This is a genomic window from Bilophila sp. T19-St14, from assembly GCF_059728385.1.
The window spans coordinates 1,402,040-1,415,950 of record NZ_BAAGFT010000001.1 but is presented as its reverse complement, the minus strand read 5'-3'; the positions used below and the strand labels follow the sequence as shown (position 1 = coordinate 1,415,950).

The following is a 13,911-nucleotide window of genomic DNA, read 5'->3' as shown; positions in this document are numbered from 1 at the left end:
ATATAATTATTTAGGCTGTGTCATAGAAAACGGTTGATGCTTTATTTCCTTGAAGTTCCAAAGAAATAACTAATAAAATCCCCCAATCACAGAGCCTACCAGCGGAAAGATTGGAGAAGAGCGTATATTTTCAGTATATTGATGAAACAAAACAACCATGTACTATGACAGAGTCATTATTTAAAATTATTGAAAAAATATAAATAACATAGTTAAATAATTTTAATATATTATATCTGATTAACGACACGACCTAGCACAGCCCATTGTCATATGGGGGCGTGGGAAATATTTCCCGTTGGGGAGAACTGATTTTGGGGAATGTAGCTATTCCAAGAGACATTCGCGCTTTTAATGAAATTTGTATTTAACTCTGTGAAACTTAAAATAAATTCTTAGATTGTGTCGTTGTTTAACTTATAATTATATGAAATTATTAAATAATGTTTTATGACTTAAAATAATTTAATAGTTTAAATATATTATATTTAATTGAAGACACTACCTAGAAAGTCATCGGAAAAGGTGCATGCCTCATTCCGCTGTTTGCGGCATCTTTTTTTCAAGGCTCTGTCATCGTATATGGTTGTTTCATCGCCACACATGGTGGAAAATACAGCCTTTTCTCCAGTTTTCCCCTTGGCGGAGTCCATAGTTAAGGCATTTTTGGGGTTAACCCTTTGGGACTTCAAGGGAAAAAGTACCAATCTTTTTCTGGGGCGTGTCGTCAATTTGTATAATATATTGAAATTATTTAACTATTTTTTCAGGTCACAAAAAAGATTGTTTTTGATAATTTCAAATAATTATATGTAAAAAAATGACGACGCGACCTAGGACACGGCCTTTTCCAACTATCCCGCATCTCCTGAAGCCAGCACTGTGCCTCCGTTGCTTTTTCCTTACCAAATGGGAATAGCGGGAGCGATGCCGCATAATAGAGATGGGGGAAATGAGGATTGTGGAAAAAACGGAAAGAGCCCTGATGCGTTGCACATCAGGGCTCTTTTTATGGGCGTCAGCCTATTAAGACGGGTGACAGTTGCCCGCCATGCTCGGTGGAGAGTGGAGCGGTTTTGGGGAATGACGATAGCGTTTCGGAACTGCCGCCGCGCTGCCTCCCCACCAGTCAAAAGTCTTTGGGGAGGGGGTCCGGGGGAGAGACCTTTCTTCAGAAAGGTCCTCCCCCGGTCTCTCTCTCTCTCTCTCTCTCTCTCTCTCTTAATACAGGCCCTGCTCAATCATGGAGTCGGCCACCTTACGGAAGCCGGCGATGTTGCCGCCGAGGACATAGTTGCCGGGCACGCCGAATTCCTCGGCGGTGTCATGGGCGGCCTTGAAGATGTTGGCCATGATGTTCTTGAGCTTGGCGTCGACTTCTTCAAAAGTCCAAGACTGCATGCTGGCGTTTTGGGCCATTTCGAGCTGGCTGGTGGACACGCCGCCCGCGTTGGCGCACTTGCCGGGGCCGAAGGCGAGCCCGGCCTGAAGGAAGGCTTCCACGGCTTCGGGGGTGGAGGGCATGTTGGCGCCTTCGCATACGAGGACACAGCCGTTCTTGATGAGGTTGGCCGCGTCGGTGCCGCTGAGCTCGTTCTGCGTGGCGCTGGGGAAGGCGAGCTTGCAGGGCACGTTCCACACGGGATGCTGATCTTTGGGGTATTCCTTCGCGGGGATGTATTTGGCGTCCTTGCAGAGCTCGGCGTAGCGCGTGAGGGACGCGCGCTCGACTTCCTTTACCTGCTTGAGGACGTCGAGGTTGATGCCGGCGGGGTGGTAGATGCAGCCGCGCGAGTCGCTGGCGGTCACGGGCTTGGCGCCAAGCTGGTACAGCTTTTCGATGGTGTAGATAGCCACGTTGCCGGAGCCGGACACGGCGCAGACGGCGCCTTCCAGATCCATATTGCGGGCCTTGAGCATGTTGGAGGCGAAGTAGACGCTTCCGTACCCGGTGGCTTCCTTGCGGGCCAGCGAGCCGCCCCATTTGAGGCCCTTGCCGGTGAGCACGCCTTCAAAGCTGGAGGTCAGGCGCTTGTACTGGCCGAACATATAGCCGATTTCGCGGGCCCCCACGCCGATGTCCCCGGCGGGCACGTCGATGGTGCTGCCGATGTAACGGGAGGCTTCCGTCATGAAGGCCTGGCAGAAACGCATGACTTCGGCGTCGGACTTGCCCTTGGGATCAAAGTCGCTGCCGCCCTTGGCGCCGCCGATGGAAAGGCCGCTCAGGCTGTTCTTGAAAATCTGCTCAAAGCCGAGGAATTTCAGGATGCTCAGGTTGACGCTGGGGTGGAAGCGGAAGCCGCCCTTGTAGGGGCCGAGGGCGGAGTTGAACTGGACGCGGTAGCCGCGGTTCACCTGCACGCGGCCCTTGTCGTCCGTCCATGCCACGCGGAACATGATCTGGCGTTCGGGTTCGACGATGCGTTCGAGGATGCCGTTCTGCTGATACTTGGGATCCCTCAGGAAAAGCGGTTCCAGCGAGTGGAGGACTTCTTCCAGTGCCTGAATGAACTCCGGCTGATGGGGGTTGCTCTTCTTCACACTGCGGATAACTTTCTGCACGTAGCTCGAAGCCATGACGTAAGCTCCTTGGCGGGGGCCCCTCCCTTTCTCAGGGGGAGAGGGCCCCTGTTTTGACAATTTGAGAAACACACAATCCCGTGGTACGCCCTGAAACGGGATTTGAAGGAAAATGTGTGCCGTTTTTATGCCTTTTCAGTTCTTTTGGCAAGGCATTTTTGCCGTTTTTCGCATAACTGCGCCTATCTCAAGGGGAATATTGTTATTTACAAAAATGTAAAATACAATTTTGCAAAGACTCCCCCACCATCGGCTGAGGCTCTTGCCCAAGCCTGCGGAGGCCGTTCTTGGGGCGTGCCGAGGGCGCCCGCCTTGGGCGTGATTTTGACAAACCCTCGGCCTCGGCATAAGGTCTTTCAATTTATTTGGCCTGTTGGATAGGGCTGGCTTCCCGCTTCGGGGGCCCCATACGCTTTGGAAGCGTTTCGGGAATCCTTTTATTCTGAGGAGAATGGGTATGGCGGTTCATGTAGTTGATCATCCTCTCGTGCGGCACAAACTGGGCATCCTTAGGAAAGAATCCACCTCCACCAGCGAGTTCCGCATGTTGGCGAAGGAAATTTCCCGGCTGCTCACATATGAAGCCACCAAGCATTTCAAGACCGAAAAGCGGGTCATCAAGGGCTGGGCCGGGCCTGTGGAAGTGGAATCCATTTCCGGGAAGATGGTGACCATCGTCCCCATCCTTCGGGCCGGGCTCGGCCTTATGGACGGCGTGCTGGACATGATCCCCGGCGCGAAAATCAGCGTCGTCGGCCTGTACCGGAATGAAGAGACGCTGGAGCCCGTGGAATACTACGTGAAGCTCGCCAAGGAGATCGACCAGCGCATCGCCATCATCCTTGACCCCATGCTGGCGACCGGCGGATCGCTCATCGCCACGATTGACCTCCTCAAAAAGCGCGGCTGCAAGCGCATCCTCAGCCTCAACCTCGTATGCGCCCCCGAAGGCATCAAGCGCGTTGAAGAAGCGCACCCGGACGTGGACATCTATACGGCCGCCGTCGATTCCCATCTCGACGAGCACGGCTATATCATCCCCGGCCTCGGTGACGCCGGTGACCGCATTTTCGGCACGCGGTAGCGGCAGGCGGCGGGGCGCTGCCCCCGTTCCGGCTGAAAAGGGCGGTTCCCCAACAGCCCGGCATATGGGAACCGCCGGTGGACAGGGAACATACATTTTTTCTGAGGAGTGGAGATGGAGTCGGATACGACGTATTCCTTTCGGCTGAAAGATTCCCTGCTCGGTGCGCAGATGCTTTTCGTGGCGTTCGGCGTGCTGGTGCTGGTGCCGATCCTGACGGGCATGAGCACCAACGTGGCCCTGTTTACGGCCGGCGTGGGCACGTTGGTCTTTCAGGTTTGCACACGCGGCAAGGTGCCCATTTTCCTTGCGTCGTCCTTTGCGTTCATTGCGCCGATCATCTATGGGGTGCAGACATGGGGGCTTCCCGCGACGCTCGGCGGCATGGTCATGGCCGGTGCCGTCTATGTGGTGCTGAGTTTCATCATCCGTTGGCGCGGCACGGAGATCATCATGCGCCTGCTGCCGCCCATCGTGACCGGGCCGGTGATCATCGTCATCGGCCTTGTGCTGGCCCCGACCGGGGTGAACATGGCCCTCGGCAAGGCCGGGGACGGCAGCGCGGTGCTCGTCCCAGAGGAGACGGCGCTGATCGTCTCGATGGCGGCGCTGGTGACGACGGTGCTCGTTTCCCTGCTTGGGCGCGGCATGATGCGCCTTGTCCCCATCATGTCGGGCATCGCCGTAGGCTACCTGTGTTCCATTGCGCTCGGCATCCATGATTTCAGCAAGGTGATCGCCGCGCCGTGGTTCGGCGTCCCGGATTTCGTATTCCCGGAATTCCGCTGGGAAGCCATCCTGTTCATCATCCCCATTACCCTCGCCCCCGCCATTGAGCATTTCGGGGACATCATCGCCATCAGTTCGGTGGCGGGGAAGGATTTCCTCAAAGATCCCGGCATCAAGAGCACCATGCTCGGCGACGGCATCGCCACGATGCTGGCGAGCTTCCTCGGCGGGCCGCCGAATACGACCTATTCGGAAGTGACCGGGGCGGTGGCCCTGACACGCGCATTCAACCCCGGCGTCATGACGTGGGCCGCCATTTGGGCCATCGTGCTCTCATGCGTCAACAAACTCGGCGCGTTCTTGAGTTCCATCCCCGTCCCGGTCATGGGCGGGATCATGATCCTGCTGTTCGGGGCCATCATGGTGGTGGGCCTGAACACGCTGGTTCGCGCCGGTGAAGACTTGATGGAACCCCGCAACCTCGCCGTCGTCGCGCTGATCATCATCTTCGGCGTGGGCGGCATGACCTTTAATATCGGCTCGTTCCGTCTTGGCGGCATCGGGCTTGCCGCCGTCACCGGGGTGCTGTTGAACCTCGTCCTTCCCAGAGCGGTTCATGCCCACAAGAAAGTGAAGGCGAAGCCCGAATAGTAAGGGTGAAAGATGGGGAGGGATGTCCAACAACATCCTTCCCCGTTTTTTCATAGGCTGTGTTTAAGTTTGTGGCTGATACAAGATTCCAACTGGAAAGGAAGAGTTCTTTGGAAATTATTTGGAGGTCTCGCAACAATTCTTCAAAACTGGATTTCATGTAATGAAGAAAAAATGAGAGAGGCCCACATCACCAGACGTGGAACGAGCTTTTATCTACTGATTTTTCATTGAAAAAATCATCAACCGTAATTGAACGCAGCCTTTTCATAACCCTTCCAAATGGTGGGGACGTCCGGCGCCTTCCCGCCCGAAGCCTTTTCGGGCGGCGGGGATGCCCGGCGTCTTGCTTTCGGATGCCCCGCGGGGGCTTTTGTTGTAACCATGAAGGAAAAGTTTTAGGGGGATGGGGTGCGCGGGCCGCACCGGCAGGGGTTGGGCTTTTTCCCAAAGGGGGCTTTCCTCAGAGAGCCGTTTTCCACATTTCCGCAACCGGGTTTGCCATGAACGCTGAAATCATTTCGGTAGGAACCGAGCTTTTGCTCGGACATACGATCAATACGGACGCGGCGTTTGTCGCGCGTGAGCTTTCCGCCATCGGGGTCAACCTGCTTTTCGCCTGCACGGTGGGCGACAATCCGGGGAGGCTGCGCGGCGCATTGGAAGAGGCGCTGGGCCGCAGCGATGTGGTCATCACGACGGGCGGCTTGGGCCCCACGGACGACGATCTGACCAAGGAAACCATCGCCAGCGTGGCGGGCGTCCCGCTGAAGCTCCACGATGACAGCCTGCGCCGTCTGGAAAGCTATTTCAAGGGCCGCCCGGCGATGGGCGAGAACCAGCGCAAGCAGGCCATGCTGCCGGAGGGCGCGACCGTCTTCCCCAACGACATCGGGACAGCGCCGGGCTGCGGCGTGCGGACGGCATCCGGCAAGCTGATCGTCATGCTGCCGGGGCCGCCTTCCGAACTGGTCCCCATGTTGCAGCATTATGCCGTCCCGTTCCTGAAAGAAGGGAGCCATGCCGTCATCCGCTCGTGCATGATCCGCACGTTCGGGCTCGGCGAGGGGGCGGGCGCGCTGAAAATCGCCGATCTGACCGGTGCGGCGAACCCCACGGCGGCGACGTATGCGAAGGAAAACGAGATGTTCGTGCGGGTGACGGCACGGGCCGAGAGCGAAGAGTCCGCCGAGGCGCTGTGCCGCCCGGTGGTCGAAGAGATCTGCCGCCGGTACGGGGATGTGGTCTACGGCGTGGATGTGGACAATCTGGAAAGCGTGGTCGTCCGGCTGCTTCGCGAAAAGGGGCTGCATCTGGCCACCGCCGAATCCTGCACGGGCGGCTTGGTGGCGAAGCTCATCACGGACGTTTCCGGCGCGTCGGAAGTCTTCGGCATGGGCCTCGTAACCTATGCCAACGAAGCCAAGATGAAGCTGCTCGGCGTGCCCGCCGCCATGCTTGAGGAGCACGGGGCCGTAAGCGAGCCTGTGGCCCGGTCTATGGCCGAAGGCGTGCGCGAAGTGTCGGGCAGCGAACTCGGCATCGGCATCACCGGGGTTGCCGGGCCGACCGGAGGGACGCCGGAAAAGCCTGTGGGACTCATCTATATTGCGCTCAGTGACGGCACGCAGACGTGGGTTCGCAGGATGACGCCTCCCGGACGGGTTCATGGACGCGGTTGGCTTCGGGAGCGCGCCGCGGGCACTGCGCTCGATATGGTGCGGCGGTATTTGTCCGGCCTGCCGCTGGAACCGGCCCAGAGTGCAGGGGCTGCGGCAAAGCCGCGGCTGTAGGGACGGCGCGGGATTGCCGAAGGGCACTGTCGAAGTACAAAGAAAGATGCCGGGTACAGGGCCAGCTTGGGCGCTGGCGCACGTTTGCCTCAAAGATATGAGGAGGACGGCGTTTTCCCAGCCCGGCACAGTACCCCGGCAGGGGATGGCTTCCCGGTTTGAGGGAGATTGCGACGCGGGACATCGGCGCTACCCCGCAAAGGATGCTTTCCCCGCGGGAGGGGGACAATTTTTATGGCTCTGTTCAAGTTTACGGTTGATAAAGAGAAAGGCTCCGTTATCGTTTATGGTTGTTTTATCTCCACAGTGCGGTGAAAACACAGCCTTTTTCTCCAATTTTCCCCTTGGCTGGATTCACTGATAAGGCATTTTGCCGGTTATCCCTTTGGAACTTCAAGGAAAAAGCATCAACCATTTTCTATAACACAGCCATTTTTATTCCTCTCTTCTTTATTGAGAAGGTACGCCTTCCCTGCGGAAGGGGGACAATCCGAAAGGCTGTGTCATAGAAAACGGTTGATGCTTTATTTTCTTGAAATTCCGAAGAAATAACCAATAAAATCCCCCAAGTACAGAGCCCACCAGCGGAAAGATTGGATAAAAAGCATATATTTTCAATGTATTGCTGAAACAAAACAACCATGTACTATGACAGAGCCATCCGAAAGTGGCCCAAATGTATTTTTTCAGCCCCGATGCCTTCCCTGCGGAAGGTAGGCAAGCAATCGCCTTTGCTTCCTCTGCCGCTGCGATTGATGTTTTCCCCGCAGAAGGGGGCAATCCTGATCGAAGCCGGGTTTTCCCTGACCAAAAGGATGGCTTCTCCGCGGAAGGGAACAATCTCGGCCGGAGGGCAGGATGAGAAAGGGCGATGGATTCCCTGCGGCAAGGGGAAAGCGCGCTGATCGAAATCGGGGATGTCGATAAACGGATGGCTTCCCTAGGGCAGGAAGAAAACTGAAAAGATCGTTGTGTTCGACCTCGGCGGCAATGGTTTCCCTGCGACAGGGAGGAAACCATCAATGGGCTTTCAATGCCCTCAACGGGTTAATGGTTTCCCTGCAACAGGGAGAAAACTGTAGGATAGGCTTGTCGCCGGGGGCAGACGAATGGCTTCCTTGTGAAAGGGAGAAGCCCTTGCCGTCCTTCTCCGTACAATTCGTACACGAGGGGCCCCCTGCGGCAGAAGGGACAGCCCTATTCACGGCCGATCCCACGCCGGGCCACATGGGTTTCCCTATGGCAGAGGGGACAGCCTCCACCTCCATTACAGTTCAAAACCACCCGGTACGACTTCCGAACAGGGATTCGATAAGCGCAAAAGTCTTGGGAAAGAGAGGGGAGGGGGCCGGGGGAGGGGAGAGAAAAGCCCTTCTTCAGAAGGGTTTTCTCTCCCCTCCCCCGGTATCCTTCCTAGGCGTTATTTCGCGGCGGACGCGGCAGCCTCGCCAAGGCGGGCGAGGATATAGTCGCGCATGGCGGGGTCGTCTTCCTCAAGGTTGAGGCAGCAGGCATCCTTTCCCATGAGCCCGGACGGGACGAAATCGCCCAGTTCATCGGGATCGTTGACCATATCCGCATAGAAGCAGACGGAAAGCCAGCGGGCTTCGGGTTCGTCGTCCACCACATCCACGAGCACGAACAGCGGGCGCTCGTCGTTCTTGGCATTGGCGGCGCGCAGGGAATAGCTCACGCCGGGGCGGGCCTTGAAATCAAAGCGCACGTCCGGGGTGGTGAGCAGGAAGTCCTTGAAGCGGATGAAGGCGTCTTTCGCGTTGTTGGGGTCGGTCGTCCAACCTTCGAGGAAGGCTGCCAATTCGTTGGGGAGCTGTGCTTGCGACATTGAAAACATCCTTGTTGTGATCTGCATAAAGGGCCGTTTTGTGCGCTAGTGTCGCACAATCCGCCGATAGAATCCAGCGGGGCGGCGTTTCCGGTTTGGGGTTGCGGAAGGGGAGGCCGGGGAGCGCCGGATGAAGGCGCTTGCGCTTCCTTATAGTGCCGGCATCGGTCAGTTGAGGAACATGCGGAGCATCTGCGGGGGCAAGGCCGTTTCCCAGTGGCCGGTGAAAACGGCGGCGGCATAGCCGATCAGGAGGATGAGCAGCGTCCCGGCGGCGATGCCCCATGCCGGAAGGCGGAAGGAGCCGGTTCCGTAGCCGAACCGTACGCCGAGGCAGCGTGAGGGGCAGGCGCTTATGCACTCCGTGCAGCCCACACATTCGGGGCCGGAGAGACGTTTGCGCCGGTCGACGGGAATCCGCGACGGGCAGGCCGCGGCGCAACGCCCGCAGCCGGAGCAGGAGGCGGGGTCGCGGCTGACCGCCATCGGCGAGAGCAGCGACAGGAGGCCGAGCAGGGCTCCGTAGGGGCAGAAGCCGCGGCACCAAAAGCCCGGCAGGAAGATCGAGCCCAGAACCATGACGGCGATCACTCCGAGGGTCAGCATGCTGGGGGCAAGGAAATACTGGAGCATCTTGATGTCGGCGATGAGGTTGTAGGGCGACTTGAGGAACCATTCGATGCTGGGGAGATCCATGCGGATCACGAAGCTGTACAGGATGGAGGCAAGGAGCACGTATTTGGGCGTGGAAAGGAGCCATTCGATCCGCCTTCCGGGGCGGCAGCTCACGCCAAGCCGCATCCCCAGACGGGCGAGGAGGCCGGAGAGCCATCCGATGGGGCAAAGATAGCCGCAGAACCCCCGGCGGCTCAGGAGAGCCGTGCATAAGGCTACGAGCAGGATGGTCAGCCCTGCGGGATGGATGGGATCGTATTGCCCGGTGAGCAGGAAACGCTTGAGGCCGAGCAGGGCGCTGAGGGGGAGGACGGCTTCCGCGGCGGCGGGGCGGGGGACGAAGGGGCCGTTTCCGTATGCCCATTGCGCATACTCAAAGAGCCGCCACGCGACCCAAGAGAGGAAGAGGACGAAACCGAGCTGGATAAGGCGGTGCAGGCGCGCCGAAGAGAAAGGATGCATGAAAACACTCCAAAAAAGGGAACGGGCCGAAAGGATACGGGAATTCCTGTCGATCTTGCGGGCCGCTTTGTCAACAGCCGGTGCGCCCGGCTGGCGCTCCGGACGCCGAGGGTCCGCGGGGCAACATCCCCAAAGATTTTTTCTTTTTTATTATCCGCTGAATTATTAAGAAAAACTTTGGAAAGGGCCCGAATGTTACAAAAGAATGACAAAGAAGAGGCCCGTTCCTCTATTCCCAACAAAAAGATTTCAGATTAGTATCATTCTCGCTATCAAACGGGGCTTGCCTTTCGCTTCCTGATAGTTTTGCCCTCTTTCGGCTGAGGGGTGACGCAAAAGGGACATGGGGGTGTCCGTCAATTCCGGCCGAACTCCGCTTATGCCGCTGCGCCGTTTCCGTAGAGGTGAAACGGGATGAAAATGAACCGGTTCCCGGCCTTGCCGTTTGTTTCCGGTTCCCAGAGTGAAGCTGCGGAGGAGGGGATGCAGGCGTGAAAGGCAGGGGATCTCCCCATGCGGCGCGTCAGGAATGTTTTTCCTCACGAAAACGCAGCCGGGGAGAAATGTTCACATTCGAACCGTAACAAGGTGGAGAAACATGAAACGTGCATTGGCTTTGCTCATCGCTTGCGGCCTGTTGCTCGGCGTTGCCGCGACTTCCAGCTTCGCGGCCGACAAAAAAGTCGTCATCAAAATGGCCGGCATGAAGCCCGACGGGGAGCCTGAAACCCTCGGCATGCGTAAATTCGGTGAAATCCTGAAGGAACTGTCCGGCGGCAAATACGAAGTGCAGGTGTTCCCGAACAGCCAGCTCGGCAAGGAAGACGCCTACATCGCCAGCACCCGCAAGGGCATCATCCAGATGTGCGCCACCGGAACCCAGACGTCCGCCATTCAGCCCTCCATGGCCATGCTCGAAACGCCCATGCTGTTCGACGACTACGCCCATGCGCGCCGCGCCATGAACGGCGGCAAGACGTTCGAGCTGATCACCGACGGCTTTACCGAAAAATCCGGCATGCGCGTCCTGAACGCCTTCCCCTTGGGCTTCCGCCATTTCTACACCAAGAAGCCGGTGGCGACCATCGACGACATGAAGCACCTGCGCATGCGCGTGCCGAACATCCCCCTGTACATCAACTTTGCCAAGGAATGCGGCATCAGCGGCCAGCCCATGCCTTTCGCCGAAGTGACCGGCGCGCTTGATCAGGGCGTCATCGACGGCGGCGACAGCCCCCTGTCCGATATCGTGAGCATCAAGATGTACGAGACCACGCCTGAGATCACCCTCACCGGCCACCTGCTCGTCATCCATTCCCTGTACATCAACGAAAAGTTCTATCAGTCCCTGCCCGAACAGGACAGGAAGTGGATCGACGAAGCCGCCAAGCGTTCCGCCGACTACGTGTGGGATCTCGTGGAAAAGGTCGATACGGACGCCGTGAAGACCATCACCGAAGCCGGCGGCCATGTCAGCGAACCTTCCCCCGAACTGCGCAAGTTCATGCAGGATGCCGGCAAGCGCAGCTGGAAGCTTTTCTATGACACCGTCCCGAACGCCAAGGAAATCCTTGACAGCGCGGACACGTATCGTCAGGCGAAGTAACATCTGCGTTCTCAGCGGGGCTTCCGGCGCAGGCCGGAGGCCCTTTTTTTCCTCAAGCCCATGCGTTTCGCGTGGGCCCGACCATCACGCCCAGGGGTACATCATGAGCAGTGAAAACAAACCGGTCATGCCGCCGGAACGTATAGAGGAGATCGAAACCGAGGAGGAGATCCGCGAGGAGGAAGTCGTGAAAGGCAAAGGCGAACGGGCCTTTGAAGTCTTTTGCGCCGCCATTTTCTTGGGGATGATCGGCCTCGTGTTTTTCAATGCCTTCCTGCGGTACGTGTTCCGCTCGAGCTTCGCGCCGAGTGAGGAATGGGCCCGGTTCCTTTTCATCTACATCACATTTATCGGCGGCATTGAGGCTTTTTACCGGCACAAGCACATCGCGGTGGACATGTTCGTCAACATGGTTCATGGGGCGTCGCGCAAGGCCGTGGACATCGTCGCCTCGCTGTTCATGCTTGCGGCTCTGGTGCTGCTGCTTTTCGGCGGCATTTCCGTGGTGCTTCAGACGCTGGACACCTATTCCGTCGCTACCAACGTGAACATGGCCTTCATCAACGGGACGCTTCCCGTCATGGCCCTTGCCGCGATCATCATCCACCTGCGGGACATCGTGCAGTTGATCCGCACTCCCGCCAGCGAGTTCAACACCGCGCCCAAAACGGAATAGGGGAGAGAGCATGGAACTTGTCGTTTTTCTGGTCAGCCTGTTCGGCTTCCTTGCGTTGGGTATTCCGATCGCCATCGTGCTTGTCCTGTGCTCTATGGTTTTGATGTATTACGGCGGCATGTGGGACAGCATGTTCGTCATGATCATCCCTCAGTCCATGTTGGACGGCGCGAACAACTACCCGCTGATGGCCATTCCCTTCTTCGTATTCGCCGGTGAAATCATGACCGAAGGGGGGCTGTCGAAACGGGTGGTCAAGCTGGCGCAGCTCATCATCGGTCGCGTCCGCGGCGGCCTCGGCTACGCCGCCATCGTGTCCAGCGTGATCTTTGCGGGCTTGATGGGCAGCTCCGTGGGCGAAGCCGCGGCCCTCGGCAGCCTGCTCCTGCCCATGATGGCGCAGGCCGGCTATAAGCCCGGACGCGCGGGCGGCGTCATCGCCTCCGGCGCTATCCTTGGGCCCATCATTCCCCCAAGCACGAACTTCATTCTGCTTGGCGCGACCGTGGGCCTGTCCATCACCAAGCTGTTTATGATCGGTCTGGTTCCCGGCCTGCTCATCGGCCTCTGCCTGATGGTCACATGGTTCTTCATTGTCCGCATCGACGGATATAAGGAAAAGATCGAATTCAAGAAGGGCGAAGCCTCAAAGATCGTCCGGGACGCCATGCCCGCCTTCATGATGCCCGTGCTGCTGCTCGGCGGCATCCGGTTCGGCGTCTTCACCCCCACGGAAGGCGGCGCGTTTGCCTGTGTGTATGCCATCGCCGTGTGTACCCTGTATTACCGTGAGCTGACCTTTAAGGGCCTGCTTGCCGTGAGCGCCCGCGCAGCGCGCACCACGTCCGTCGTCATGCTGATCGTGGCCACGGCCACGGCGGTGGGCTGGTTCATCACTTCGGCGCAAATCCCCATGCAGGTGGCGGAACTCTTCCAGCCGCTGGTGGATTCCCCGATCCTCCTGCTGCTCGCGATCAACGTCTTCCTGTTCCTTGCGGGCATGGTGATGGACTTGACGCCGAACGTGCTGATCTTCGCGCCGGTGTTCTATCCCCTGATCCAGCAGGCGGGCATCGATCCGTACTTCTTCGGGCTGCTGTTCATCCTGAACCTCGGCATCGGCGTCATCACGCCGCCCGTGGGTACGGTGCTCTATGTGGTCTGCGGCATCGGGAACATCAAGATCGGCAATCTGGTGCGGAACATGGCCCCCTTCCTCATCGTGGAAGTGCTGGTGTTGTTCCTGCTCCTGTTCTTCCCCTCGCTGTCTCTGGAACCCATGAAGTTCCTCATGAAGTAGCACGGGGAAACTGTGCCGTTGAAAGGGCGGGCTTGCGGGCCTGCCCTTTTTTGCGTGCGGGGGAGGAAGAGCGGGGGAGGGAAGAGGGAAACTTTCTGAGGAAAGTTTCCCTCTTCCCTCCCCCGTACCCCCTCCCATCTCCTTTCAAAGACTTTTGACTGGTGGGGAGGCTGCGCGGCGGGAGTTCCTATCGGATGGGGAGGCAGGGGATGGTAAGGATAGAGGGTGGGGAATTGGAGGGCTTTCACGTTGAAGATGCTCTTCCGGCTGCGGGAGGCAGGCGGTCGCTGAAGGCATAAGCACAATGTATTTGTGCTGTTCAATGCCGGAGTGAGCGTGCCTTAATCTTTAACATTATAAAATGGTAAAGTTCATTTGCCCTAAAGGAAGAGCAGGTGGGGAAGGTGGAATTTTCCCTCAAGGGCAGTTGATGTGCGGCACAATGGCCTCACAGCCGGAGGCGTGAGAGAGCTTCAAAAAAGACGGGTTACGGATTTTACAAGATTACG

The 13,911-nt window shown here is 57.7% G+C and carries 9 protein-coding genes; 6 read left to right on the top strand and 3 right to left on the bottom strand.

Going from position 1 to position 13,911, the window contains the following annotated elements; translation table 11 throughout:
* Positions 1 to 1,221: 1,221 nt before the first annotated feature.
* Complete coding sequence (gene gdhA, locus AC6I1V_RS06190) at positions 1,222 to 2,580, bottom strand: NADP-specific glutamate dehydrogenase (RefSeq protein WP_302553928.1); 1,359 nt, start codon at positions 2,578 to 2,580, stop codon at positions 1,222 to 1,224.
* Positions 2,581 to 3,040: 460 nt separating this feature from the next.
* Here gdhA and upp point away from each other — a divergent pair, with 460 nt between their 5' ends.
* The 3 genes from upp to AC6I1V_RS06175 all read left to right on the top strand — a co-directional run bounded on the left by upp (position 3,041) and on the right by AC6I1V_RS06175 (position 6,840).
* On the top strand, positions 3,041 to 3,667 hold the full coding sequence (upp, locus tag AC6I1V_RS06185) for a uracil phosphoribosyltransferase (RefSeq protein WP_308770902.1): 627 nt from the start codon (positions 3,041 to 3,043) through the stop codon (positions 3,665 to 3,667).
* A gap of 114 nt (positions 3,668 to 3,781) precedes the next feature.
* On the top strand, positions 3,782 to 5,047 hold the full coding sequence (locus tag AC6I1V_RS06180; protein WP_486854603.1) for a uracil-xanthine permease family protein: 1,266 nt from the start codon (positions 3,782 to 3,784) through the stop codon (positions 5,045 to 5,047).
* Positions 5,048 to 5,550: 503 nt separating this feature from the next.
* The gene (locus tag AC6I1V_RS06175; protein ID WP_486854604.1) at positions 5,551 to 6,840 is read left to right on the top strand and encodes a competence/damage-inducible protein A; all 1,290 of its coding nucleotides are present in this window, start codon (positions 5,551 to 5,553) and stop codon (positions 6,838 to 6,840) included.
* Between the two features lie 1,420 nt (positions 6,841 to 8,260).
* Here the strand turns inward: AC6I1V_RS06175 and AC6I1V_RS06170 are convergent.
* A complete protein-coding gene (locus AC6I1V_RS06170; RefSeq protein ID WP_308771865.1) occupies positions 8,261 to 8,683 on the bottom strand; it encodes a hypothetical protein in 423 nt (140 codons plus the stop codon).
* A 168-nt stretch (positions 8,684 to 8,851) separates the two neighbouring features.
* Positions 8,852 to 9,820, bottom strand: coding sequence for a 4Fe-4S binding protein (locus AC6I1V_RS06165; RefSeq protein ID WP_486854605.1), 969 nt, complete (start codon positions 9,818 to 9,820; stop codon positions 8,852 to 8,854).
* A 598-nt stretch (positions 9,821 to 10,418) separates the two neighbouring features.
* Here AC6I1V_RS06165 and AC6I1V_RS06160 point away from each other — a divergent pair.
* From AC6I1V_RS06160 to AC6I1V_RS06150, 3 genes are all read left to right on the top strand, one after another.
* Entirely contained in the window at positions 10,419 to 11,426 is a 1,008-nt protein-coding gene (locus AC6I1V_RS06160; RefSeq protein ID WP_302553934.1) for a TRAP transporter substrate-binding protein, read from the top strand.
* A 103-nt stretch (positions 11,427 to 11,529) separates the two neighbouring features.
* On the top strand, positions 11,530 to 12,102 hold the full coding sequence (locus AC6I1V_RS06155) for a TRAP transporter small permease (protein WP_302553935.1): 573 nt from the start codon (positions 11,530 to 11,532) through the stop codon (positions 12,100 to 12,102).
* Positions 12,103 to 12,112: 10 nt separating this feature from the next.
* On the top strand, positions 12,113 to 13,402 hold the full coding sequence (locus tag AC6I1V_RS06150) for a TRAP transporter large permease (protein ID WP_302553936.1): 1,290 nt from the start codon (positions 12,113 to 12,115) through the stop codon (positions 13,400 to 13,402).
* Positions 13,403 to 13,911: the final 509 nt, after the last annotated feature.